We start from the raw sequence: 24,823 nt of genomic DNA, 5'->3' as shown, positions 1-24,823 counted from the left end.
CAGAACAACTCGATGATTGCGGCAGCGACACAGTTCAGATTGTATTGCGTTCCAGTATTGAATTGCCCGGTAATCATTCTCAACGCCGGGTTACAATCAGTCAGCCAGCGACGGGCGGACGGGAGAAGGAATTTTCCGGACGTGCCAGCTCCGGACGGTCACGTAGCGTGCCCGATTCGTACTCTGCCCTGAACAGCCCACGCCTCTGAAATTCCGGAACCACCTTGTCAATGAAATTCAACCGGTCTTTAGGAAGCAGCGGAAACATCAGATTGTACCCATAAGGCCCTTCATGAAGAACTGAAGGGCCCTTGGCACTGAACGGGGCCGTATCCGGTTCAGGCTGCTATCCGTTTTGATGCAGCTTCCGGGCGTTGGAGGTCATAATGATCTCGCAATGTTGATCCTTCGTATTCTCGACGGAACAGGCCACGTTTCTGCAAGATCGGAATGACCTCGTCCACGAAGTCCTCAAGTCCTCCGGGAAGATATGCAGGCATAAAGTTGAAACCATCCGCGGCACGGTGATTGAACCAGTTTTCAATTCGATCCGCTACCTGCTCCGCACTGCCAACAATTGTTTGATGACCCCTGGCGCCAGCCAAACGTTGCAGAACGCCCCGAAGGGTCAGATTCTCGCGACGAGCCAACTCAAGCACCAAAGCAGATCGGCTGCGGTGTCCTTCAATGGTCGTCACATCCGGGAAAGCGCCAAATGGAAAGGGTCCGTCGAGGGGAAACGAAGTCAAATCGACACCGCTAACATTGGCCAGTTGCCTCAGTCCGTATTCCGGATTGAGGAGTTCATCGAGTTCCTGGGCCAGTCGTTTGGCCTCCGCTTCGGTGCTGCCGATTACAGGGCTGAGTCCAACGACTATTTTCACCTCTTCAGGATCACGGCCATTCTCGGCAATTTTCTTTTTCAACTTGTTGTAAAAGGCCTGCCCCTCCTGAAGGGTTCGTTGCGCAGTGAACACAATCTCGGCATGGCGCGCAGCGAAGTCGACCCCGGTATCAGATGAGCCAGCCTGAATAAGCACAGGGCGTCCTTGCGGTGATGGCGGTACGTTAAGCGGTCCCTGCACCTTGAAGAATTCCCCATCGTGCAGGATCTTGTGGATTTTCTCAGGATCGACATAAATGCCTTTGTCGCGGTCGTGCAGAATGGCATCCTCTTCCCATGATCCCCACAGCTTTTTGACCACCTGCACGAATTCCTCGGCTCGACGGTAACGCTCCTGGTGCGCGGTTACATCGTCAAGTCCAAAGTTGCGTGCGGCATCAGCACTGCTGGTTGTCACTATATTCCAGCCCACACGGCCACCGCTCAGCCGGTCGAGCGAAGCAATCTTTCGAGCGACATTGTAGGGCTCGTTGAAGGAAGTGGACACTGTTGCGGCCAGGCCAATATGAGTTGTCACGGCACTGAGTGCGCCGTGCAAGGCAATGGGGTCGAATTGTTCTACCGGCCGCAGCTTGACATTTGAAGACAGCGACGGCGAGTCTCCGTAAAATACCGCGTCAAGCTTTCCCCGTTCAGCGATAGCTGCAACTTTCTTTTGATAGGCAAGCGTTGTCAGTTCAACCTTGTCGGATTTGGGATGTCGCCACGCTCCCTCATGATTGCCTCCGGTCGATACATGAGCATTGAAATGCAGCTGTCTTGGACGCTTGGCCATTTTCATTCCTTTCTGGGTTGAGGATGTCGTTGATTAGCCGGAAACGGGAATCCGCCAGCGCGATAACCGACGCTCGGACCAGACCAGCAGGTAGTTTATTGCCAGACCCAGGCAAGCGATCGTCAATATCCCTGCGTACATTTTGGGGATTAGAAAGTTAAACTGGGCGTAGTTTATTAAATAGCCGAGGCCCCGGGTTGCCCCGACCATTTCGGCTGCAATCAGAACCAGAATTGAACTTTGGGCCGCGAGCCGAAAGCCTGTAAAGACAGACGGAACCGATGATGGCAAAACAATCTTCAAAAATATTTTGTGCGCTGGAAGATTGAGGGATCTCGCCGATTTGATGAGAAGAGGGTCTACCGTGACAACACCGCTAATCGTGTTAAGCAGGATAGGAAAGAAGCAAGCGAACATGACAATTCCGATTTTGGATGACTCTCCTATTCCGAGGAACAGGATGAAGACCGGAAGCAGTGCCAGCGCCGAGGTGTTTCTGAAGAACTCGAGTGCGGGAGTTAGAAATGACCGCACATGCGGATACCAGCCAATGGAGAGACCAAGCGGAACAGCAAGGAGAACAGCCAGCGCAAAACCTGTCACGGAGCGGGACAGGCTCCCGAGAATATGGCTTTGCAGCTCTCCGCTGAGAAGCATTTGCCATATCACTGCAATCACCTGGCTCAACGGTGGGAACCAGACTTGATCGACGAGCCCGAAGCGCGGCAGAAACTCCCATGTAGCGAATACTGCAACAAGCGATGCAGATCGCCAGACAGAAGATAAAACGCTCTTGCCGAGTTTGCTTTGCCGCAATGCGTTGTCCAGCCTGGGTAACGAGCGTACGGATTTACCTGTTTTCAAAGCAGATCGCGTTGTTCGCGCGTGATCGTAGGTACCAACGGACATTATTGGGTTCCCTTTCCTTCGGCAGAATAGGGATTGAACTGGTTAGTGTAGATTTTGGACAGGTCTATGGATTTTGCATCCACTTCACCACGAGAGTCCAACCAGGCAACCCACATTTCGAAATCGCTCTTTTTTATCCAGCCGCCTTCCGTGGCGATGCCAAGGCTTTGCCAGTACTTCAGCGGCGCTGCCTGCCCCCCGCGGCCTTCGCGCTCAAGATATTTGGTGTAGACGTCAATGACTTCTTCACGCCTGTTCTTTTCGCGCTCCTGCGTCCAGGCTATCGCCTTCGCGATACCGGCAACGAGATGTCGGGTTGCGTTTGGATTCTTCGCTACGAAGTCATTGCGCATTACCCCGGTATTGTCGCTATAGACACCGATGAGATCGACGTTTCGGGTAAGAGCCTTGATGCCTCCGCGCGCCAAAGCGGCGTCGCGAAATGTGAAGCCCAAACTGGCAGCGCTTATCTGCTTGTTGCGCAGCGACTGCTCAACGTTGGGCGTAGGCAGCGGTACAAAGGTAACCTGTTTTATTTCGTCTTGAGTCAAGCCACCTTTGGCAAGATATATATCGGCTACCGCCTCCTGGTTTGCCCCCAGTGTATTGACGCCGATTTTCTTGCCTATGAGATCCCGGGCGGAGTTGATCTCTCCGTTATCAAGGGCATACAGACCCGGAGTAGTCAGTTCGTTCGTCCCCCGCCAACTGACCACTGCAGTAAGCGGCGCTCCCGCCGCCACGATATTTAGAACAGCGCCATTGAACGCTGCGGCAATATCACTTTGTCCGGTAGCCGTTGCCTGAAGGGCAGCCGGACCTCCCTGAACGTCCCCTACCCGCTCCAATTTCAGGGGCTTCAAATAGCCCAGGGCGTCTGCCAACTCCAATGGGCTGATGTCAGAACCCGTACTTGACTGATAGCGAATGGATTCGACCTCCAATCCAATCTGGTTCTCAGCCAGAACGGGATAAGTCGCGATGGTGGTTATCAGTATCAGTGCACAATAACCGATAAGTCGCTGCAAGATCATTGGATGAAACTCCTCGTCGATTGAGACACGGACTGACGCCGCATCGGGATTGGATTTCGTACGTGTTCAGATTTCGCATCGTCAGTACGCAGCAGCGACCAGATGTCATTCCGGTACTTCGAAAAACTTGGGTGAGCACGGACTTCATTGCCTGAAACGATTTGCGGCAAATCGATATCAATGACTGTCTCGATGCTACCTGGTTTGGAACGCATGACTGCGACACGCTCTCCGAGCCGCACTGCCTCGTCGATAGAATGAGTTATGAATACAATGGTCTTGCCTGTGCGCTTCCACAGGTCCACCAACTCATCTTGCAAGAGTTCTCTTGTTTGGGCATCGAGTGCACCAAACGGCTCATCCATCAGTAAAATGTCGGGCTCGTAAACAAGACTGCGGGCGATAGCAACGCGCTGCTTCATGCCGCCAGACAATTCATGCGGATACCGTGTTTCAAAGCCATCCAACCCGACCAGGGAAAGGCAAGCAAGCGCTCGGCTTTGCCGTTCGCTTCGGCTCAATCCGCCTTTGGCTTCAAGGGAAAATTCTACGTTAGCCAAGGCTGTTCGCCACGGCAGGAGTGCATACTGCTGAAATACGATACCGCGTGAGAGGCTGGGGCCCCTGGATTTGACGCCATCGATACTAACGTAGCCGTCAGTAACTGTGGAAAGTCCAGCCATGATATCCAGCAGCGTTGTTTTACCACAACCACTAGGGCCAACGATGGTCAGGAACTCGCCTGCCTGAACTTTCAGATGCAGGTCCTGTATCGCGGTGAACTCCTCAATTAACCCGGATTTGGAGTTTCTGACGGGAAAACTGTGCTGCCCAATCCGAACTTCGATCTTGGGAACATGTCGGGCAACCGCTTCCAAAGGCATCTTCTGCGCTCCACTTTCCACAAGTATTTGACGGGATGTATACTCGACCCATTCTGTAGGGTTTGGATAGCATGTTGGTTCTAAATTTCATCTTGAATGAAGAAATACTGCTCGCCTGGAAGGGGGTAGCGGGCATTCAATATTGCGTCGTGCTTAAGCCAGGACGCCAGGATGAGTGATGTTGGCCGGTCACCCTGACCAACAGGTTATCGTGATGGGGATATTTTTGTTCCGGCATCGGGTGCCAATCGAAGGAATTATAAAACTGCAAGCAGTCCGATAGCGCTGACTGCAATGAAAGCAGCCCTCGGGGGCCTGAAAAACTGCATGTCTCCGCGACGGCTTTGGGATAGCTGGATAACCATCTCCGGCCGGGCAACACCAGACAGCATGAAAATACTCGACAGCCTGATCGGGCGAGGAAAGGCCCGATCGCAAACTGCCCGCTAAAACGGCTTATGATAGCTGTAAACTGTTCCGGAAGCCGGTTCTCTAATTACACTGACGGCGCGGTCCGTTTGTTGGCTGATATGTGTTGTCTGAAGCTCGATATGAACGATAACGGTCATAGCAATTTTGCACGTGGGAGTTATTTGAATTTGCTTGCGAGCTCAAAACTCCTCCAATAATCGCGCCTGCTGCCAGCCCGCCAATAATTGCGCCGGCATTATTACGGTGACGCCGGTCACGTCCATATCGCCGGTGATCTCGATCGCCTCTCCATCTCTTGTGATGACGGTCTGCACGCCGATTATTATTGCGACGGAATTCGCGACGATCACGTATTTCGAACAGATTGGTTGACTTTTGATTTTGAAGGCCCGAACCGTTCATGGGAAGAGCAAGCGCCGGTGTATAACTTGAGAATGCTGTCGTTATCGAAAGCAGAATGATGGCGAGAAATTTCATCGTATTTCCTTTTGAAAGTGCGTCAGTCATTGAACATCGTACCGCCGTATTCGTTCCTGCGCTTGCCATCACAAAGACGTGCTGAACCCAAGCTCCTCTCCACCACGACCAGGTACGATCACATGTGCCTGGCTTGATCGATGAGGCCGGCTGACACAGAGCTAGATGTCCAGTCGCTCGAATGCTTCCGGAGGGGCTTCATTTGCCCTCATCAGCTTTTGCATGTGGCGGATCATGTCCCGTTCTGTTACGAGGTCTTTCAACGGTGTATTCTGGCCCGGATCAATGTGCAGGTCATAGAGACGGTTCTCTTTTTCCAGCAGCGCTCCTGGACCATAGTTTGCGTACATAGGGGAGCGCTTCGTAACCGGTACTTTCAAGAGCGGAGCGCTTTTCGTCCAGCCGAACGGAGGGGACAACGTCGACGCAGCAAGCTCCTCAGGGGTAAACGGTTGCGTTATGTGGGCAGGCATCAGCGTGTACTGAAAAATTTCCTGCGTTTCGATGTCAATCGGGAACCTGTGATACGTAAAGTGTCCGTCCGTCACATTCACGGCACCTCCAAAATATCCGAACAACAGTGCTTCCGTGTCTTGTTGAAGAAGCAGGGAGCTACCCTGTATTTCTGACGGTGGCTCAACTCCATAAAGGTCGAGGAAAGTCGGAGCCACATCGATCGCCTGGGTCAGGCGCGTTATCCGGCGTGCACCGGGGTTACGGGGATCGTGGACGAAAAGCGGAATATGCACGATCTCCTCGTACATGTTCATGCGGTTCTTGGCCCAAAAATCATGCTCTCCAAGCAGGAACCCGTGATCCGTCGTGACAACGAGTGCGGTATCCTTCCAAAGATTATTTTCATCAAAATAATCAAGCAGCTGGCCCAACAGGAAATCGCAAAGAGAGACAATCGCGTAATAGTTCGCACGCAGCTCATCCGCTTCCTCCGGCAATTCATCCAGGCGGCCATATCTCGGCCAGTCACGGATGGGACCATTCCACGCGGTCTTGAAGGGTTCCTTGAACCGCTCCGGCGCGAAAAAAGGCTCATGCGGATCGAAGGTTTCAATCTGCAGTAACCAATTATCGGCGTCTCGATTGAGATCAAGGAACTCTAGTCCGCGTGCAAAGCACTGGACCGACGGGAAGTCCTCTTCCCTTTTGATGAATTCGCGATTGATCATGTAAGGGTTGTATTTGCTGATCGGACCGCTGGCTGTCTGATTGTGATGATACTTTTCACGTAGTCGTTCCCAATGCGGTTGTACCATCGCCTTCCAGGGATCGCTTTCCTGGCCGCGAATAAAGTCGAACGTGCTGTAGCGGTTGTGGTATGTCGCGCCGCCATCCTCCCAATAGTGGTAATGGTCGGTAATGAGGTGCGAGTGCACTCCCTTTGTCTTCAGCAATTCCGGAAAGGCGTTGTCGAACGGTTCGAGGGGACCCCAGCTGCGGTGCAGGAATGTGAGGCGACCGGTCAGGAGATCACGCCTTGCAGGCATGCAAGGCAGCGAACCGACGTAGTGTTTCTCATAGACACTTGTGCGAGCGGCCAACCTGTCAAAATTGGGTGTTGGTATCCGGGTACCGCCATAGGCCCCAAGCATGTGCCGGTTGAGGGAGTCAAAGAGAACGAATACGGTTTTCAAAGCATACCTGCCAATTCTTTCCGACAAAGACCAGGACTATTTGACTGCCCCGGCGGTGAGACCTCGCACGATGAAGCGTTGTCCGAAGAACATCATGACCAAAGCCGGAACAGTCGACAGGATGGAGGCCGCGGCCATCTGGCCATACTGTACTTCATACTGCTGGGCGAACCGGGAAATTGCCACCGGAACAGTAGCCGTGTGACGACCTGTCAGCGTAAGGGCGACCGCAAACTCATTCCAGGAAAAGACGAAGGCCAGTACACCCGCGGCGATCAAACCTGGCACGGCCAGCGGCAAGGCTATTCTCAGGAAGATGTCGTGCCTTCGGCAGCCATCGATGAGCGCAGCCTCTTCGATCTCCCGGGGAATCTCCCTGAAATAGACCATCATCATCCAGATCGTCATCGGAAGATTAAGGGCGATATGCGTAAGGACAACAGCGCTCAGTGTTTCGGAAAGTCCAACGTTTCTGAAAATCAGATACCATGGGCCAACCAGCGTCAGCGGCGGGATCATGTTGAAGATCAAAGTCCATCCAAGGAAGATCCTTGTGATCAGCGCCCTCGATTTGAAATGTACGAGTGAATATGCTGCGAGTGTGCCAATCAGGAGCACGCCCATGGTCGATGCCGTTGCAACGACCAGACTGTTCCACAGATTGGAGGGAAAGTCCGAACGCCTGGAATAAAGAACATCGGAGTAGTTGAAGGCCGTCGGTTCAAAGACCCACGACCCCTGCAATATGTTGATCTCGTATTTGAGAGACTGAAGGAAAACCCAAAAGAACGGAAAGATAATTATGAACACACCCAGGCCCAAAAAAGCGAACCCGATCACCTTGTTTGAACCTCGAAGATCCAGCATCAGCGTGCTTCCAGCATACGGCTGGCGCGATGGCTTACCCATAAAAAGGAAACCGTAGCGGCGATAATGGCGAGAGATAACATCGACCCGTAACCGAGTTCATTCTGCTGGAAATAGACTTTGTAAAGGTGAAGACTGACCACTTCCGTTGATGTCCCCGGACCACCGGAGGTTAAAAGGAATATCTGGTCGAACACCTTGAATGCCAGGATCGCACGGAAGAAGAGCGCAACGATTATCGTCGGCCACACCAAAGGGATGATAATCCGGAAAACAACAGACCGATTGCGTGCACCGTCCATGCGTGCAGCTTCCATAATATCCGCAGGGATTGCTTCGACGGCGGCAAACAGGATCAGGAAAACGAACGGCGTCCAGTGCCAGATATCTACGATAATGACCGATATCAGCGCGAGCGATGTCGATCCCAGCCAGTTGACCGGTGCCAGACCAAGCGCAGTGATGGCCTGGTTCAAGACCCCGAAGTCCAGACTGTACATCAGTTTCCACATCGAGCCGATTGCGACGGGAGGCATAAGGATCGGTATTATGAGTATTGTGCGCAGAATGCCTTTCAGTCTTCCTACCGAAGATACCAGGATAGCAAGGGCCAGCCCTAATACGACTTCAGCAATAACGCCTGCCACCGCAAACCTGACCGTATTCCACAAGGCAATCCTGAAAAGATCATCATCGACCAGCTCGCGAAAATTCGCCAAAGGGGTGAATTGCCAAATCTCGGCAGCACGATCAAAGGTGATCGTCGAAAGTGACATCCAGACAAGACTGACAAACGGGTAAACAGTGAGCGCGATCAGGAAAAGTGCTGCCGGAGCAAGCGCAAGCCAAAGAAAGTGGCGGTCGATAAAATCCGAAACCGGCCGCTGACGATTTGTGGACGGAACTGGCGTAGCCATCAATGTCGGGCTATTCGGCGAGCGGGGGTAATGAGCCTGTCTTACGCCCGCTTTTGCCGAAGAGCGCCTCGATATCCTTCGCGGCCCGGTTGAGCGCGGCTGCGGAACTCAACTCACCGATCAAAGCCTGGTTCAGACGCAATCCGAGCACCTGATTGACCGCTGGACCTTCCGCATAACCGAGCATCTGCTGACCGTATTTGATTTCCTCCTGGTAAGCAGGCATCCAGCGGAACTCCGGTCTATCCTTAAGATCGGATGAAAACACATCTTCGCGGACAGGAATACCACCAGCTTCTGCGTAAGCGTATTGCGCCTTGTAGGTCAGGAACCATTTGGAGAATGCGAGCGCGCCCTTTTTACCGGAATCAGACGCATTCCCGGGTACTGATAAAACCCAGTTGCCGATGGCCACCCCGGGCCTGGCTTCAGCATTTGCCTTGGGCAACACCGCAGCATTGATCTTACCCACCACCGCTGATTTCTGCGGGTTATCGAAGTTCGGAAAAGCAGCCACGACTGCATGGGCCTGCTGGCCTTTGCCGGTCTGCATCAATTGAATGAGATCTCCCTGGCCCAGTGAGGCGTAATTCTCCGGACCACAGGCTTTGGCAACCTCGATGTACTTGTCGAGTGCTGCTTTTGCTTCCGGGCTGTTGATGGTCACGGTGTAATCGCCGTTCGCTGCATCGGCCTCGATCCTGCCACCGTAACCCAGAAGATAGGCCATCCAATCGTAATAGATGCCATCGCCCTTTTCGCCTCGCTGCAGGTACCCATAGGTTTGGGGGGGGTCTTGAAGAACCTTGCAGTTTGCAAGCACGTCATCGAATGTTGCAGGTACTTTCAACCCCTTCTCCTGAAAAACATCCGCGCGATAATAATAAAGCTGCACATTGCCATTGGGTGAGAACCCCATGAGCTTGCCTGAGGCGCAAGTCCGGAACTTCCTGGCGTCGTCCCAGCAGCCGCTATCGCCATAGGCATAGACTTCGCTCGGCACTTTGAATTCCGGATCGATCTCATTCAACGGCTGCAGAAAGCCACCCTGGTAAAATTCCACGGTGGAGCTACCGTTGATGTTCACAAGGTCATAGGGGCTTGCGCCACTTCCACGTACTGCCGAACGGGTTTTTTCGAGCATTCCATCGAAAGGGGTCACTTCAAGCTCAACTTTGTTGCCTGTCTGCTCTTCGTAAAGCGCGACAACACTCTCGAAACCTTTATACCATGGCGATGCATTGATCAGGATCGTGATGGGCTCTTGTTCACCCACGTCCAGGAAGCTTTCCTGGGCACTCGCCTGAGATGCGCAGATCATTCCTGCGCTGACCGCCAGACCAAGGCTAAATTGCTTCAGGCTCATCGCTTCCTCCACATGGAATTGTTTCCGGCAGAGTAAATGGACAAAACGGTCATCTTGAAAGAAAAACTTTTCTATTACCGAGCAATGAAAGGAAACGCATGTCGCTTGTCAGCCTCAAACTGCATGCTATCTCTCTTTTCCTATAACCTGGAGGAATATCGTGGAGAAAAACCTGATTGTTTTCCTGGCGGTCGCCGAAGAGGGCAATCTGACATCCGCTGCCAGCCGTGTGGGCCTGACCCAGCCCGCTTTGACGAAAATCATCCGCCGCCTTGAAAGAGAGTACGGCACCCCCTTCTTCCAGCGAACGTCGCGCGGCATGGTGCTGACACGCGCAGGCGCAAAGCTCCAGGAACGTGCGAGAAGCATTGACCTGCACTACCGCCAGTCGCGCGAAGAGATTCGTTCTATGGTGACTGGCTCGGTGTCTCGGTTTTCCATTGGCGCGGGCGCGGCATTTCATATGGAAATCGCGCCGGACCTTACCAGGCATTTAAGCAAAGAGTTTCCGGAAACAAAGCTGCGCCTCGATTTCAATGTAGCAGGGCTCACGCTTCCCCGCCTTGTTGCCGGGAAGGTTGATTTGATGCTCGGTGCACTGCATGACCGGCCACCCGAAGGCATCGAAACCGCCGAAATTATGAATGTGGAGATTGTACCCTATTGCTGGCGGCACGATCCATTGGCGCGGTCAGATGGTATCCACCCCTTCGACCTGGCCAACCGAAGATGGGTCATTTATCGCCGCGATGCCATGATTGTATCGAGACTATCGACATATCTCAGCGATAGCTGTCTCGCACCGCCGGAAATCGCCATGGAAGTCGAGGCGCTGGCCGCGAGCTTCCGGATCGTCAGCGGAACTGATTATCTTACCGCTGCGCCTCTTTCCTTGACGAAGGTCGCCTCGCAATTCGATCTCGTGCCTTTGCGTCTGGCATCGCCTATCTGGTCGTTTCCATCCGGCGCGTGGTATCGACAATCTTCCCGGGAGTTCCCGATTATGCGTCGTGCGCTTGATCTGCTGCCGGAACTGGCGAGCTATGCGTCTCCCGGTATTCCGGAAGGTAATGACAAAGCGGCCCGAAAGTCATTTCCCTGAACGGACTGAAGTTTCTATGGTTCTGCCAAAATTGAAAGTGATACACTCATGCGCAAGCCAAATGTCATCGTATTTTTTACCGATCAGCAACGCCACGACACAACGGGTGTTCACGGCAACCCGATGGGACTCACCCCCAATTTCGATCGCCTTGCCCTATCCGGAACACACCTTTACCACTCCTTTACCAGCCAACCGCTTTGTGGGCCGGCCCGCTCCTCGATGCAGACGGGGCAGTTCGCGACACAAACCGGCGTATTCCGCAACGGCATCCCGCTGGCGGACAATGCCGAGACGATGGCCAGGGTTTTCGCTCGAAACGGCTACAAAACCGGTTACATCGGCAAGTGGCACCTGGGTGGGTCTGATCCGGTGCCCAGGGAAGAGCGCGGCGGCTATCAGAGCTGGCTGGCCGCAAACCTTCTGGAGTTTACTTCAGACGCGTACGACACTGTTGTTTACGACGTCGACGACCGAAAGAAGAAGCTGCCGGGCTACAGGGTTGACGCGCTGACTGACGCTGCAATTCGGTACTGCGACGAAAATTCGGATGATCCATTCTTTCTTTTTGTCTCCTTCCTGGAGCCGCACCACCAAAATCACACTGATGCCTACCCTGCTCCTGACGGATATCGTGAAGCTATGGATGCCAATTTGTGGACTCCACCAGATCTTGCAACGCTCAAAGGCACGAGCACGTGGCATCTCGGCGGTTATTACGGGATGGTGAAACGGCTCGATGAAGCGTTCGGCCGGCTTGTCGACGCATTGAAAAGTCTGGATCTGCTTGATGACACCATCGTCATGTTTACGTCCGATCACGCATGTCATTTCAAGACGCGTAACAGCGAATACAAGCGTTCCTGTCACGAAAGCGCCGTACGCGTTCCGACGATGATTACGGGTCCCGGATTTATGGGCGGAGGCCAGGTGCGTGCGCTGTTTTCAACAGTTGACGTTGCACCGACTCTCATTGACGCCGCCGGTCTTGAGATACCTGGAGTTATGACCGGCAAGTCGGTTATTCCGGTTATTCGCGATCACAGAGCTCCCTGGCGTGACGATGTTTTCTTCCAGATATCGGAAACCGAAACAGGCAGGGCATTGCGAACGCAACGCTGGAAATATGGGGTCACCTCCGAATATGACAAGGACCAGCCGCGTTCAGATATTTACCGGGAGCATTATCTCTACGATCTCGATAACGACCCGTACGAGATGGTTAATCTTGTCGGGTTGACCTCCTTTCGCGAAGTTGCAGATGATTTGAAAAATCGGCTGCTGCGATGGATTGGTGAAATCGAAGACGGGCACGTTCCTGAAATCCGGGATGCCAGGCCACGCTTTCCCAGACAATATCGTTTGAATGCCACCGATCTGATTGATGCCGTCGATCGCGAGCGAGAAATAGACCCCTTGGAATAGTTGGCAGTCGCCACTGAAGATCAAGTTCTTCTACCGGCTTGCCGCGCCGATGTCATTTTTCAGGCAGGGGTTTGATCTACGATTGATTCTGCCGTGGCTCCTCTACCTCGGCAAGCCAAAGCACCGCATGCTTTGCAACCTGGAGAGCATTGTCGGCCAGCCGCTGACGAGGTCCGCGAGTTGTACATACAACGCTGTCTGAAATGCCGCATCGTGCCGAAGTTCTCGCGCATGGGAACATCGGTTTCAGGTTCAGGGACCAGCATAAACTGCGCCAGGTCTGTTTAGTAGTGAGCTTTGTATTATGTTTTCATCGGGTCGGTATGGAAGCGCCAAACCGTCGGTCAATGCCGCTTTTGCGAAATCAATCGGCTGCCATCGAGCTCTGATGTTAACCCGCATCAATGAAAGTAAAGTATTGCTTGATTGACGAAGCGCGGAGGTGCTCCTCGGATTGGCCTCCTTGCCCGCTTGGTCTCGAAAACTCCTTCACGCGCTGCCAGCTATTTCAACTATTCTCCTTGAATTGGACTATGCGACCATAACTTGTACGAATACAAGAAAATCATTCCTCCCAATTCTCTACCGGTTGAGTAGTGTATTGCAACGCTGGCTCGCATTCGAGCCCCGTCAGCAATTTTCACATTCAACTGGGAGGCTTGCATGCCTAAAACAGAATCGAACCGGATCGTGCTTGGGACACAAGCAGCTGATTTCAAACTGCCTGACTCCAAAGGCCACATTGTCGAGCTCTCCAGCTTTGCGCAGAAGCCGGCACTTCTTGTCGCCTTCATTTCAAACCGATGCCCATTCGTTGTTCTCATCCGTGACGCACTGGCACAGTTTGGACGCGATTACGCACCGCAAGGACTGCAGATCATTGCCATAAACAGCAATGACGCTGACAATCATCCAGAGGAATCCGTCGCGCGCATTGGCGAGGAAGTGGCAAATTTTGGCTATTCCTTCCCTTATCTGAAAGACGGGTCACAGGAGGTTGCGAAAGCTTATGGGGCGGCATGCACCCCAGACCTCTTTCTCTTCGATGCGGACCGTCGTCTGGTTTATCATGGTCAGTTCGATGATGCCCGCCCGGGAAATGGCAAGCCCGTAACGGGCGCGGATCTGAGAGCGGCAGCAGACGCAGTCCTGTCAGGAAAAGCACCTTTGCCGAACCAGGTTGCATCAATCGGCTGCAACATCAAATGGATCGAAGGCAACCAGCCCTCCTCGCTTTCGAATGCCGCCTGAGCGCTGTCTGGCATGACGCGGCAGGATTGGCGACCAGGCAAGGCTGGCCGCGTCAAATTATTGGAATTCTCATGTCACCCAATCTGGTAAAATCGGCGAGCAGCGATCCGCTGCAGCTGCAGGCTGATGTGCTGGTGCTGGGCGGTGGACCATCCGGCGCCTGGGCTGCGCTGGCGGCAGCCGAGGACGGCGCACGTGTAATCCTTGCCGATAAGGGATACCTTGGGACAAGCGGTGCAACCGCTCCATCCAATACAGGAACATGGTGTGTGCCGCCTGGTGAGAACCGCGGTCAGGCCGTCGAGCGTCGCTGGCAGCGAACCGGCGGTCTGGCAGATCAACGCTGGATGCTTCGCTGTGTTGATCAGGCCTATGACAATCTGTTGAAGTTGTCCGAATGGGGTTATCTCTTTCCGCATGAAGATGATGGTCAGCTTTACATCGCCAATCTTCGTGGTCCAGATTACATGCGTTTCATGCGCAGGAGGGTATTGAAGGCTGGCGTCACTGTCCTTGATCACCACCCGGCGCTTGAGCTCCTGTCAGACGGAGATGCCGTCACAGGAGCAAGCGGTGTTGACCGGCAACGCAACCGCAATTGGAGTGTCGAGGCCAAGGCAGTCGTTCTTGCGACAGGAGGCTGCGCCTTCCACGAACGCATTCTTGGGGCGACCGGCTTGACCGGCGATGGCTATCTCATGGCCGCGGAGGCCGGCGCAAATCTTTCCGGCATGGAATTCACGGGCAAATACACGCTTGCCCCGTTTGAAACATCGCTTAACAAGGGACTTCCCTATCGATGGGCTACCTTCTATCGGGAAGACGGGTCGCCGCTGCTGGATGCCAATGGCGACCAGGTCTCCAATGGAATTGGAGAACGAGAAAAAGATATAGCGAAAGCCCTGATCGAAGGCCCTGTATATGCCCGTCTGGATCAAGCTGAGTCCGCTCTGCAGGACTGGCTACGCCGCGGCCAGCCCAATTGTTTCGTGCCCCACGACCGAGCTGGCATCGATCCGTTCAAGGATTTGTTTCGCATAACGCTACGGGCAGAAGGCACAGTGCGTGGCACGGGGGGCATCATGCTTGCCACATCTGATTGTGGTACAGGAGTACCGGGGCTTTACGTTGCCGGAGATGCAGCAAGCCGGGAGAACATGACAGGCGCGGTTTCAGGCGGAGGTGCGGTCAATTCTTCATGGGCGATTGCCAGTGGCTGGTGGTCCGGAAAAGGCGCAGCCACTCATTCACGCAAATCCGCCCGGAAAGCTTTTCGTTCCGTATCAAAACCATTGGGGGAAGCCGGATTGCGACCTTCCGGCAATGCGCGCCGTGATCTGCGGAGCGCTGATATTATCGATGCTGTTCGCGCCGAAGTCATTCCGCTTGAGAAGAATTATTTTAGACAAGGTACAACTTTGCAAACCAGTGGCGAGCGTCTGGAAAACCTTTGGCAGGATGTCCGCCAGCACCTTTACGCAGATGGCCCGGAGCGCGTGCGCAGTCGGGAAGCAGCATCGATCGCAGCCTCTGCGCGGTGGTCGGTTGCCTCTGCTCTTGCCCGGGATGAAAGCCGCGGCATGCACAGGCGCCTGGACCGTCCGGGTAATGATTTATCATTTGCACGCCGGATCATTGTTGGAGGCGTGGACAATCTCAGCATCAGTCGGTCCGAACCGGGGCGCGAGGGGATCGCGTCATGATCGAGATCATCTCTGAAACCCGCTGCATTGAGTGCGATATATGCGTGAAAATCTGTCCGGCTAACGTGTTCGACGCTGTCTCGGATTCCGCACCGATCATCGCCCGGCAGGATGATTGCCAGACCTGCTATCTGTGCGAAATCTATTGCCCTGCCGATGCACTGTATGTCGCGCATCGGGCAGACGGACCACTTTCGATCACCGAGGCGGAAGTTGAGCAGCGCAATTTATTTGGAAGCTATGCACGGGCGCTGGGGTGGAAGCGCGGCAAGGCCGGTGGAACCGAAAATGATCCGACACACCGCATACGTGTCGCGGCCGTCTGAAGGAGAAAGACATGGACCGTATCGTTGTTTCAGACATCAGGAAGACATTCCAGCTCAAGCCGGGTCAATATGTTGCTGTCGATGGACTAGAGACTGACCGGGTTACCGTTCTTGACGGTGTCGATCTGAACATCCGCAAGGGCGAGTTCATTACACTCGTCGGCCCGAGCGGCAGTGGCAAGTCAGTGTTGCTCGATATTATTGGCGGACTGACGCAAGCAACAAAGGGCGTTGTGCAACTGGATGGTACCACCATCACCAAGCCCGATCCAAAGACGGGCTATGTTTTCCAGCAGTACGCGCTCTTCCCGTGGCGCACAGCGCTGTCGAATATCGAATATGCGTTGGAAGTAAAAGGCGTGTCCAAGCGTGAACGCACCGATCGCGCCCGTTACTTTTTGGCCTTGTTTGGTCTTTCAGGTTTTGAGGATCGCTACCCCAACCAGCTCTCTGGTGGAATGCAGCAGCGCGTGGCAATCGCGCGCGCTCTGGCGAGTAATCCCGAAGTACTGCTCATGGATGAACCGTTTGCGGCTCTCGATGCGCAGACTCGAGAGATACTGCAGAGCGAACTTTTGAAGATCTGGGAAAAGATCAATACCACCGTGATCTTTGTTACCCACTCCATCGACGAGGCAATCTATCTGGCAGATCGCATCGTTGTGATGACGGCACGGCCTGGCACGGTGAAAGAGATCATTGACATCGATCTGCCAAGGCCCCGCGACGGCGATATCCGGTCAAGCGCTGAATTCAATGCGCATCGTGCCCGGGTTTGGGAAGCGTTGAAGGACGAAGTCAACAAGGCACAAAAGGACTGGGCGTTGTCACCGGCCTATGCCAGTTAATGAACGAGGGAACAGGAAAAAATGGCCTACATCAGCGAAAAACCTGGCATCGGCATCAGGCTTGCACCCGAAAAACGGCCCCCCTCTGCTCCGGTGCGAACTGTCAGAAAGCAGAAAATTTCGCGCGGAGACGGCACTTTCAGCTATGGACTACCCTTGCTTGCGCTGTTCTTCCTGCTTTGGGAAATTGCGCCACGACTTGGCTGGCTGAACCCGATATTCTTTCCGCCGCTCAGCGATGTTTGCCGCTCCTGGATAGGATTGGCCGAAAGCGGCGTCCTGGCAAAACATATCGGCATCAGTCTTCAACGGGCAGCAATCGGCTTTGGGCTGGCAACGATTGTGGCCGTTCCGCTGGGTTTTTTGATGGGGCGATATTCGCTCTTCGAGAAAGTATCCGATCTGCTGGTGCAGACCCTTCGCAACACTTCACAATTTGCACTGCTGCCAGTTTTTATTCTCTTGCTTGGCATAGGCGAGGCCTCCAAGATCGCAATCACATTCTACTCTTCCGTGTTCTTCCTTCTGGTGAATACGATCAGCGGCGTCAAAGCTGTTGATCCCCTGCTCTTGAAAGCCGCACGCTCGATGGGCACGTCCGACTTCGATCTGTTCAGGAAAGTGATCCTCCCGGCAAGCATTCCATCCATCGTCGCGGGCGCACGGTTGGCTGTGAAATCATCCATCTTTGCAGTCATTGGCGCTGAGATGCTGGCCGCAAAATCCGGCCTTGGCTTTCTCATCCAGCAATCACAGCTGATGATGGAAACCGGCGACATGTATGCGGGCATTCTCACCATGACCCTGATCGGCTTGATCGTGAACTATCTCCTTGTGTGGTTCGAACGCTGGGCGACCGCCTGGAAAGGCCAATCCGACACATCAACCCACTGATTTTTATTTCTTTAACACGCCAACGAAGGAACCATCATGACAAACTCAATCAATGGCGTTCTGCGCCGAACTCTCATCAGGGCCATTGCGGCTTCCGCGGTGGGATTGGCGAGTTTGACTTTTCCTGCCATTGCACAGGATAAGCCCGACGTAATCCGTATCGGCAGCACGGCCCCCGGACATTTGAAATTCATTCTGGCCCAGCATGACGGCTGGCTGGAGAAAGAATTTGCCAGGGACGGCATCAAAATCGATCTGGTCACCTTTACCGGTGGCGGCTCCGAAGCAACAACTGCCCTCGCAACGGGTGCAATTGAATTTACCTACACCGGCAACAACCCGGCCCTGCGGGTCGCGGCCTCCGGCGCTGACGTAAAGCTCATCGGTCTTTCCAGTTTTGTCAAAAGTGGCGGATCGGCCATTATTGTTCCAACGAATTCACCTCTGAAGACCGTTGGGGATCTCAAAGGCAAAAAGGTTGCGTACCTCGCCGGGACAGTCCGCCATTCGAACTTCAGCAAAGCCCTGAAGGCCGCAGGTCTGAAGACAGACGACGTCGAGTCTTTGAACCTCCCCTTCGAGGCATCTGGTCCCGCGTTGCTTCGTGGAGACATCGACGCAATCGTAGAGACAGACAGTACGGCGGCCAAATTGGTAGATACGGGTCAGGCGCGCATTTTACTGGATGGATCCGAACATCCTGAATGGGCCGTTCCAAACGTCATTTCGGTAAATGGACCCTTTGCTGCAAAATATCCTGATCTCGTCCAGCGTCTGTTGAAGGTTGATATCCAGATTTCACGTTGGGCAGATGCGCATCCTGACGAAACAATCAAGATTTTTGTCGACGAGACCAAATCATCTGAGAAATCCGTGCGAAAGACCTATCAGGACGGCTTGTTCTATCAGGATCCAAAAATTACGGACGAAGCGCTGAATTCGCTGAAGGAAGAAGAAAAATTTATGGCGGAGGCAAAGCTGCTGAAAGGTACCATCGACTACAGCAAATGGGTCAATACGAGCTATCTTGATGCCGCCTATAAAGAAGCCGACGCAAACCAATAGACCGTTATGAATTGACAAAACAATTCCCGGGCCCGAGTTACGGGCCCGACATACTTTCATGGGCCACGTAAATTCATGGCCATGCAGCACGGATGCATTGAGGCTATGAAATGACAACGACACTTTCGGAGGGCGCAAACACCGCCGCAACGCGACAACCTCGCCTTGTTGCCCTCGTCGTTGCGGTAGCGTTTTTCATGCAGATGCTTGATGGGACGATAATTACGACTTCCTTGCCCCAAATGGCGCTGTCGTTTGGCGTGGAACCAGTAGCGATGAGTGTCGGCATCACGATTTATATGCTGTCGATGGCGGTGTTCATTCCCTTGTCAGGTTGGCTTGGCGATCGTTACGGCTCGCGCAATGTGTTTATTACAGCGATCGGCATTTTCACGATAGCTTCGCTTGCGTGCGGCCTGTCGGACAACCTATGGCAATTCGTCGGCGCACGGGCAGTTCAGGGTATCGGCAGCGCCCTCATGACTCCGGTTGGCCGCATGATTGTACTTCGCAACGCTGAAAAATCCGAGCTCGTATCCGCCATCGCCCTGATTACCTGGCCAGCGCTCTTCGCACCTGTCATTGGCCCGGTTCTTGGGAGTTTCATCACTACGTGGTTCAGCTGGCACTGGAACTTTTTCATCAACATTCCGCTTGGCGTAATTGGTATTTTGCTGATGTTGAAGTTCGTGCCGGACTATCGGGATGCGTCTGCCACAAAGTTTGACCGGAAAGGTTTTGCGCTCTCGGCGGCAGGGCTGGCTCTGCTCCTTTCCAGTCTGGAGTCCTTTGCTCATGGTATGCGCGAACCATACATCGCCAGTGTCATGCTGGTTGCAGGTGGAACGCTATCGGTGTTAGCGGCACGACACTTGCTTGGGACGAGATACCCACTGCTTGACCTGTCGGTTTTTGGTATCCGGACATTCGCTCTCGCTACCGCCACGGCTGGAACAGCAGGTCGAGTGTCGATAAACTCCGCCCCATTTTTGCTGCCTCTGCTGTTTCAGGTAGGATTTGGCTTCAGTGCCATCAAGACGGGAACTTTCATCCTCGTATATTTCGCTGGCAATCTCGGCATGAAAGTCGTTACCACGCCGCTCTTGCGTCGTTTTGGCTTCCGCTCCATCCTCTGCTTCAACGGGCTGATAGCATCCCTGTCGCTCGCTGCATGTTCGTTATTGTCTGCAACCACACCTGAGTTTGCAACGTTTGGACTTTTGCTTGTCGCCGGTCTATCGCGGTCGATGCAGTTTACTGCGCTGAACACATTGACCTTCGCTGACATCAATGCCGGGCTGCGCAGTTCGGCTTCAACGCTTTCAAGCATGCTGCAGCAGATGTCGATGCTGCTGGGGGTCGCCCTCTCCGCTTTCGTTCTGAACCTGTCGCAGGTTGTTCATGGCAATCTCACGACGTCCCTGACAGATTTCCGGACGGCCTTTTTCATTATGGGTTTTATCGGCGTGGTATCTGCACTGAGGTTCCTCAGACTGGAAAGCAACGCCGGCGCAGAGGTTTCCGGGCATGTACTCAAGGTTTGATCAATCAAAAGCCCCAAAATTCAGTGCTGAACTTAAAGCCCGTGAGTTTTATCCAACGCTTCGGCAGGCCTGTTGCCGCTCGCGTCCTCTCCAGGCGCTTGGAAAACCGTACTTCATATGATCCAATGCGCCATGGGTTACTCGGTTGGAACTCCAATGCACGCCCACTTTGATCCAAAGACAGCGCTCCGGGTAGTTGTTCGTCCGGTTCAGCGATCGCGATACCACCTTCAACCCGCACACTATCCATTACACGGTCGAAGTTGATCGTCATATCGCCCCCATGCTTCCAGGGCAGGCTTCTCTGTTTGCCAGTCGCATTCATCGAGAGGAGTGTGGATGGCATCTTCGAATGTGAATGTTCTGGTGAGACAATTTTTGCCCCCATTGACTACCAAGTGATAACTTTGGTCCGGGGCAAGACCCTAACCATAAAGAACAGGCGGGTCATGTATGGATGCCCAGTTCATGCAAGGACTTTTTTGACGGCGTGAACGAATGATCGGGTGGGTACACGTTTGAGACCTCCAGGGTGCAGCCACAACATGGCGGGGGCCGGTATGGTGATACGCGGATTGGACTCCACATCATGTCCACAAGCCTGCCGAAAGGGGCTCGGAGCAGAACTGGCGCAAGAGCTTCTCGAACCGTTCCTCTTCAAAAGGCGACCTGACTGCACGGTTTCCGGAGTGCGCTCAGAGCCCAATATCGGCAACACGAAGTACGGCGGGATGTCCATCTGCGATCATGTCCGGTTGATCACAGTGACCTCAGAAAATGCCGCACGACGGGAGGCTTTCCGCCTCTATGGAATTTATGAAGTGTTTGCTGATCGAGCTGATCAGCATGTGTTACCCTTGCATGTTGGCGCTGATGCTCGATCCAGCTCTCGACGACAAAGCTTTCGATAACTCGACCCGGCTCAGCGACATCCTCCCATACATCCCAACGGATGGCGCCATCGCGATATCGTTGGGAACGGAAGAGCCGCAGGGCTTTCACAAATTCCGCAAGCCTTGCAGGCTCGACTTCATATTCGATCTCGATGAGGACCGGACCACGGTCGTCCGCCGGCTGAACCGACACGACGGGTTCCGCCCAGTGGTTTGATGGCGCCAGATCGGTCGACAAGTCCTGCGGCAAACGCCATCGCAAAGCGAGGATCAAAGCCGCGGCCTGTCCGATGGCTGCGACCGTCAGTGCGGTTTTGACGCTTGTGCTGCTGGCAAGGGTGCCCCATAGAAGGCTGCCACCGGTCATTCCACCTTGCATGACAAGCAGGTATACGGCAAGCGCCCGCGCTTTCACCCATCCCGGTGAGGCCATTTGGGCCGCGACGTTCAGTGAGGTCAACATCCCAATCCATGCGAGGCCCGCCAGGAACATGACCGATCCGGCAATCCAGATACTGGGAACGAGGGCAAGTGCCAGTGTGGCCAGCGCAAAGAGCAAGGTCGCGCCGATGGATATTGCGTTGGCGGAAATCCTCTTCCGCAACTGCTTTAGCAGGATTGCGCCAAGCACCGCTCCCACTCCCATAGATCCGAGAAGGGCTCCGTAGCCGGCTGCGTCAAGTCCAAGCCCGCGCCGACCGACCAGCGGCAGCATCCCCCAGAGCGCGCTTCCGAACAGGAAGAAGCCTACTGCCCGGATGAGAACGAGACGCATTGCAGGGGAATGGCGGGTATAACGGTAGCCTGCCTTCAACGCACCGAAGAAATGCTCTGGCGGTAGGCTGTGAGTGGTTTGAGGGCGCTTCCAGAAGAACAGCACTGCCAGCACTGCCACAACAGAAATCGCGTTCAAAGCGAAGACGGCCGGTGTTCCGGCAAAAGCGACGATGATACCACCGAGCGCTGGCCCGATTGCCCGGGAAATGTTTACCCCAAGACTGTTCAATGCGATAGCGTCCGGCAGAGCCTGTTTGTCCACCAGTTCTGGTACGATCGCTTGAAACACGGGAGAGCTGAGTGCCGCAGCGACGCCGAGCACAAAGGTCGAGGCCAGCAGAACTTCCGGCGTTGTAAGCCCCTGCAGGGTCAGGATCGCGAGTGCGGCAGCAGCAAGCAAGCCAAGTACTTGAGCTGCAAGCAACATTTTGCGCCGGTCAACGATGTCTGCCAGCGCGCCGGCAGGAAGGGCAAGCAGGAACATCGGCAGCGTCGTTGCCGTCTGAACGAGTGCTACGAGCAGCGGGCTTGGCGACAGCGAGGTCATCAGCCAGCCCGCTCCGACGTCATGCATCCACGTGCCGACATTGGACACGATTGTCGCGATCCATAACGCCCGGAAGACCCGGAAGCTCAGCGGGCCCCGTGTGTTGTTTATATTCTCCTGTCGTGCCTCGGTCACGATACTCCTTTCGTCCACCCCTGGCAGACAAAGTTCTAAAGGGTTTTATGGCGCGTCGCAGGCCAGTCGGCGCGCATCATGTTGTGTCTTTAAACGGTCAGTGTCAGACCGCCCAGCAGCCGCATCCAAGCGCCCCCCAGAATGTGCGCGTATCGGAAGCCGGTACTTGCGCTCCAACAGCCGCGGCATGGTCATGCCCATGCACCGCGCAGTTGTTGGCACAACCGCAATTGAGCGTCAGCTTTGCACGAGCCTCCCTGGTCTTGTAATAACCGCCGACGGTTGCGACCGGCGACCAGTCCGGCATCGCCGCGGGAAGGTTTGGCGCGAGCGGTGAGTAGTCGCCTTCGCCATGCACGACCTTGCCTCCGAGAACAGTGAGGACGGACCGCAGGTGGACGATGTCGCTTTCCGGCACTGAGAAATAGTCGTCGGAAAGCACGGCAAGATCGGCAAGTTGCCCTGCCTTGACCTGTCCCTTCTTCCCCTGTTCATTAGAGAACCAGGTATTGGCTTCAGTCCATAACCGCAATGCTGTCTCGCGGTCGAGGCGCGCATGCTGCGGATAAAGCGTAAGACCTCCAATGGTCTTCGAGGTGACCAGCCAGGAGAGCGAAACCCAAGGATTGTAGCTAGCCACGCGGGTTGCGTCGGTCCCGGCACCCACGGGCACGCCGGCTTCCATCATGCGGCGGATCGGCGGTGTACGTTCGGCGGCTTTCGCGCCATATCGGTCAACAAAATACTCACCCTGAAACGCCATGCGATGCTGTACGGCTATGCCGCCGCCGAGCGCGGCGATCCGATCAATATTGCGGTCGCTGATTGTCTCGGCGTGGTCGAAGAACCAGTTGATGCCCTGCAGCGGGACGTCGCGGTTGACCTTCTCGAACACGTCCAGCGCGCGATCGATTGTTTCGTTGTAGGTGGCGTGCAGTCGCCATGGCCAGCGATTCTCCGCCAGGAGGCGGACAACCGGTTCGAGATCAGCTTCCATATTCGACGGCATCTCGGGTCGTTCGACGCGGAAATCCTCGAAATCGGCGGCAGAATAAACCAACATCTCGCCGGCGCCGTTATGACGGTAGATGTCGTCACCCTGGCCCGGGGAAACCTGCTTCACCCATGAGGAGAAATCCGCAAGCTCTTCCTTGGGCTTCTGGGTGAACAGGTTATAGCTGATGCGCACCGTCATCTCGCCATCGGCATGCAGCTTCTCGATGATCTGGTAATCGTCTGGATAGTTCTGGAAGCCGCCGCCAGCGTCGACCACGCTTGTCACGCCGAGCGCGTTGAGCTCACGCATGAAGTGTCGCGTCGAATTGATCTGGTACTCGGGGGGCAGCGATGGCCCTTTGGCCAACGTCGAGTAAAGAATCGAGGCGTTTGGCTGCGCCAGGAGGAGGCCGGCAGGATTGCCGGCGGCGTCGCGAACGATCTCGCCACCGGGCGGATTGGGAGTGTCCTTCGTGTAGCCGACAACACGTAGCGCTGCCGCGTTGAGCAATGCACGGTCGTAAAGATGCATAATAAAAACGGGCGTGTCGGGCGCTATAACATTGATTTCATCCAGGGTCGGCAGGCGTTTTTCCGCGAATTGGTGCTCGGTGAAGCCGCCCACAACGCGCACCCATTGCGGCGCGGGCGTGCGGTCGACCTGAGCCTTGAGCATCGTCATGGCGTCGGAAAGGCTCGGCACACCGTCCCAGCGCAGCTCCATATTATAGTTCAGCCCGCCACGAATGATGTGGGTGTGGCTGTCGATGAGACCTGGAATGATACGGCGTCCTTTGACATCGATAATCTTCGCATCCGGCGCAGCGGCACGGACCTCGGGCTCGTTGCCTACGATCAGGAATCGCCCGTCCCGAATAGCGATTGCCTCTGCGGACGGGTTCTGCTGGTCAAGGGTCGTCACCCTGGCGTTGACGATGATCAGATCGTTAACAGGCACTGCATTCTCCTTTGCGCGCGACCGGCTTGATGAAAAGAGGGTTGCTGCTGCTGCACCTACGATGATTTGTCGGCGGGTGGTCTGGGCCATGGTGCCTCCTATATGACCGCACTGCGCGGAGCCTGGAAAGGCTGGTGAACTGTGG

General features: G+C 54.6%; 22 protein-coding genes. 9 read left to right on the top strand and 13 right to left on the bottom strand.

Features of this window, described 5'->3' with window-relative positions; genetic code table 11:
* Positions 1-100: 100 nt before the first annotated feature.
* The 10 genes from ABKW30_RS21100 to ABKW30_RS21055 all read right to left on the bottom strand — a co-directional run bounded on the left by ABKW30_RS21100 (position 101) and on the right by ABKW30_RS21055 (position 10,214).
* Positions 101-268, bottom strand: coding sequence for a hypothetical protein (locus tag ABKW30_RS21100; RefSeq protein WP_348600898.1), 168 nt, complete (start codon positions 266-268; stop codon positions 101-103).
* Between the two features lie 70 nt (positions 269-338).
* Positions 339-1,679, bottom strand: coding sequence for an LLM class flavin-dependent oxidoreductase (locus ABKW30_RS21095; RefSeq protein WP_348600897.1), 1,341 nt, complete (start codon positions 1,677-1,679; stop codon positions 339-341).
* Positions 1,680-1,712: 33 nt separating this feature from the next.
* Positions 1,713-2,588: an ABC transporter permease gene (locus ABKW30_RS21090; protein ID WP_348600896.1), complete on the bottom strand. Its 876-nt coding sequence runs from the start codon at positions 2,586-2,588 to the stop codon at positions 1,713-1,715.
* Positions 2,588-3,622, bottom strand: coding sequence for an ABC transporter substrate-binding protein (locus tag ABKW30_RS21085; RefSeq protein ID WP_348600895.1), 1,035 nt, complete (start codon positions 3,620-3,622; stop codon positions 2,588-2,590). The genes ABKW30_RS21090 and ABKW30_RS21085 overlap by 1 nt, the downstream gene beginning before the upstream one ends.
* Positions 3,619-4,506 (bottom strand): ABC transporter ATP-binding protein, encoded by an 888-nt coding sequence (locus ABKW30_RS21080; RefSeq protein ID WP_348600894.1) that lies wholly within the window; start codon positions 4,504-4,506, stop codon positions 3,619-3,621. The genes ABKW30_RS21085 and ABKW30_RS21080 overlap by 4 nt, the downstream gene beginning before the upstream one ends.
* Positions 4,507-4,998: 492 nt before the next feature.
* Positions 4,999-5,445, bottom strand: a complete 447-nt coding sequence (locus tag ABKW30_RS21075; protein ID WP_348600893.1) for a BA14K family protein — start codon at positions 5,443-5,445, stop codon at positions 4,999-5,001.
* 131 nt (positions 5,446-5,576) lie between these two features.
* On the bottom strand, positions 5,577-7,064 hold the full coding sequence (locus ABKW30_RS21070; protein WP_348600892.1) for a sulfatase: 1,488 nt from the start codon (positions 7,062-7,064) through the stop codon (positions 5,577-5,579).
* A 36-nt stretch (positions 7,065-7,100) separates the two neighbouring features.
* The gene (locus tag ABKW30_RS21065; protein ID WP_348600891.1) at positions 7,101-7,931 is read right to left on the bottom strand and encodes a carbohydrate ABC transporter permease; all 831 of its coding nucleotides are present in this window, start codon (positions 7,929-7,931) and stop codon (positions 7,101-7,103) included.
* On the bottom strand, positions 7,931-8,848 hold the full coding sequence (locus tag ABKW30_RS21060; RefSeq protein WP_348600890.1) for a sugar ABC transporter permease: 918 nt from the start codon (positions 8,846-8,848) through the stop codon (positions 7,931-7,933). The genes ABKW30_RS21065 and ABKW30_RS21060 overlap by 1 nt, the downstream gene beginning before the upstream one ends.
* A gap of 10 nt (positions 8,849-8,858) precedes the next feature.
* Positions 8,859-10,214 carry an extracellular solute-binding protein gene (locus ABKW30_RS21055; protein WP_348600889.1) on the bottom strand — a complete coding sequence of 452 codons (1,356 nt, stop codon included), beginning with the start codon at positions 10,212-10,214 and terminating at the stop codon, positions 8,859-8,861.
* A gap of 160 nt (positions 10,215-10,374) precedes the next feature.
* On the opposite strand from ABKW30_RS21055, the gene ABKW30_RS21050 reads away from it, so the two are divergent.
* The 9 genes from ABKW30_RS21050 (at position 10,375) to ABKW30_RS21010 (ending at position 20,372) form a co-directional block, all read left to right on the top strand.
* Complete coding sequence (locus ABKW30_RS21050) at positions 10,375-11,316, top strand: LysR family transcriptional regulator (protein ID WP_348600887.1); 942 nt, start codon at positions 10,375-10,377, stop codon at positions 11,314-11,316.
* Positions 11,317-11,364: 48 nt separating this feature from the next.
* Entirely contained in the window at positions 11,365-12,741 is a 1,377-nt protein-coding gene (locus tag ABKW30_RS21045) for a sulfatase-like hydrolase/transferase (RefSeq protein ID WP_348600886.1), read from the top strand.
* A 663-nt stretch (positions 12,742-13,404) separates the two neighbouring features.
* Positions 13,405-13,992, top strand: a complete 588-nt coding sequence (locus ABKW30_RS21040) for a thioredoxin family protein (RefSeq protein WP_348600885.1) — start codon at positions 13,405-13,407, stop codon at positions 13,990-13,992.
* Positions 13,993-14,063: 71 nt separating this feature from the next.
* Complete coding sequence (locus ABKW30_RS21035) at positions 14,064-15,695, top strand: FAD-binding protein (protein ID WP_348600884.1); 1,632 nt, start codon at positions 14,064-14,066, stop codon at positions 15,693-15,695.
* On the top strand, positions 15,692-16,021 hold the full coding sequence (locus ABKW30_RS21030) for a ferredoxin family protein (protein ID WP_348600883.1): 330 nt from the start codon (positions 15,692-15,694) through the stop codon (positions 16,019-16,021). Before ABKW30_RS21035 ends, ABKW30_RS21030 begins: the two co-directional genes overlap by 4 nt.
* Before the next feature lie 11 nt (positions 16,022-16,032).
* Complete coding sequence (locus tag ABKW30_RS21025) at positions 16,033-16,869, top strand: ABC transporter ATP-binding protein (RefSeq protein WP_348600882.1); 837 nt, start codon at positions 16,033-16,035, stop codon at positions 16,867-16,869.
* Between the two features lie 21 nt (positions 16,870-16,890).
* Positions 16,891-17,763: an ABC transporter permease gene (locus ABKW30_RS21020; protein ID WP_348600881.1), complete on the top strand. Its 873-nt coding sequence runs from the start codon at positions 16,891-16,893 to the stop codon at positions 17,761-17,763.
* A gap of 36 nt (positions 17,764-17,799) precedes the next feature.
* Complete coding sequence (locus tag ABKW30_RS21015; RefSeq protein ID WP_348600879.1) at positions 17,800-18,828, top strand: aliphatic sulfonate ABC transporter substrate-binding protein; 1,029 nt, start codon at positions 17,800-17,802, stop codon at positions 18,826-18,828.
* Between the two features lie 110 nt (positions 18,829-18,938).
* On the top strand, positions 18,939-20,372 hold the full coding sequence (locus tag ABKW30_RS21010; RefSeq protein WP_348600878.1) for an MFS transporter: 1,434 nt from the start codon (positions 18,939-18,941) through the stop codon (positions 20,370-20,372).
* Between the two features lie 4 nt (positions 20,373-20,376).
* Here ABKW30_RS21010 and ABKW30_RS21005 read toward each other — a convergent pair whose 3' ends face one another.
* The 3 genes from ABKW30_RS21005 to ABKW30_RS20995 form a co-directional block, all read right to left on the bottom strand.
* Positions 20,377-20,646, bottom strand: a complete 270-nt coding sequence (locus ABKW30_RS21005; RefSeq protein WP_348600877.1) for a hypothetical protein — start codon at positions 20,644-20,646, stop codon at positions 20,377-20,379.
* Positions 20,647-21,131: 485 nt separating this feature from the next.
* Positions 21,132-22,724: an MFS transporter gene (locus ABKW30_RS21000; RefSeq protein ID WP_348600875.1), complete on the bottom strand. Its 1,593-nt coding sequence runs from the start codon at positions 22,722-22,724 to the stop codon at positions 21,132-21,134.
* Between the two features lie 103 nt (positions 22,725-22,827).
* The gene (locus tag ABKW30_RS20995; RefSeq protein ID WP_348600873.1) at positions 22,828-24,768 is read right to left on the bottom strand and encodes an amidohydrolase; all 1,941 of its coding nucleotides are present in this window, start codon (positions 24,766-24,768) and stop codon (positions 22,828-22,830) included.
* Positions 24,769-24,823 lie beyond the last annotated feature (55 nt).

Source organism: Phyllobacterium sp. SB3, assembly GCF_040009165.1.
Classification (GTDB): domain Bacteria; phylum Pseudomonadota; class Alphaproteobacteria; order Rhizobiales; family Rhizobiaceae; genus Phyllobacterium.
The sequence above is the reverse complement of the archived record's forward strand: the minus strand, read 5'-3'. Positions and strand labels throughout refer to the sequence as shown.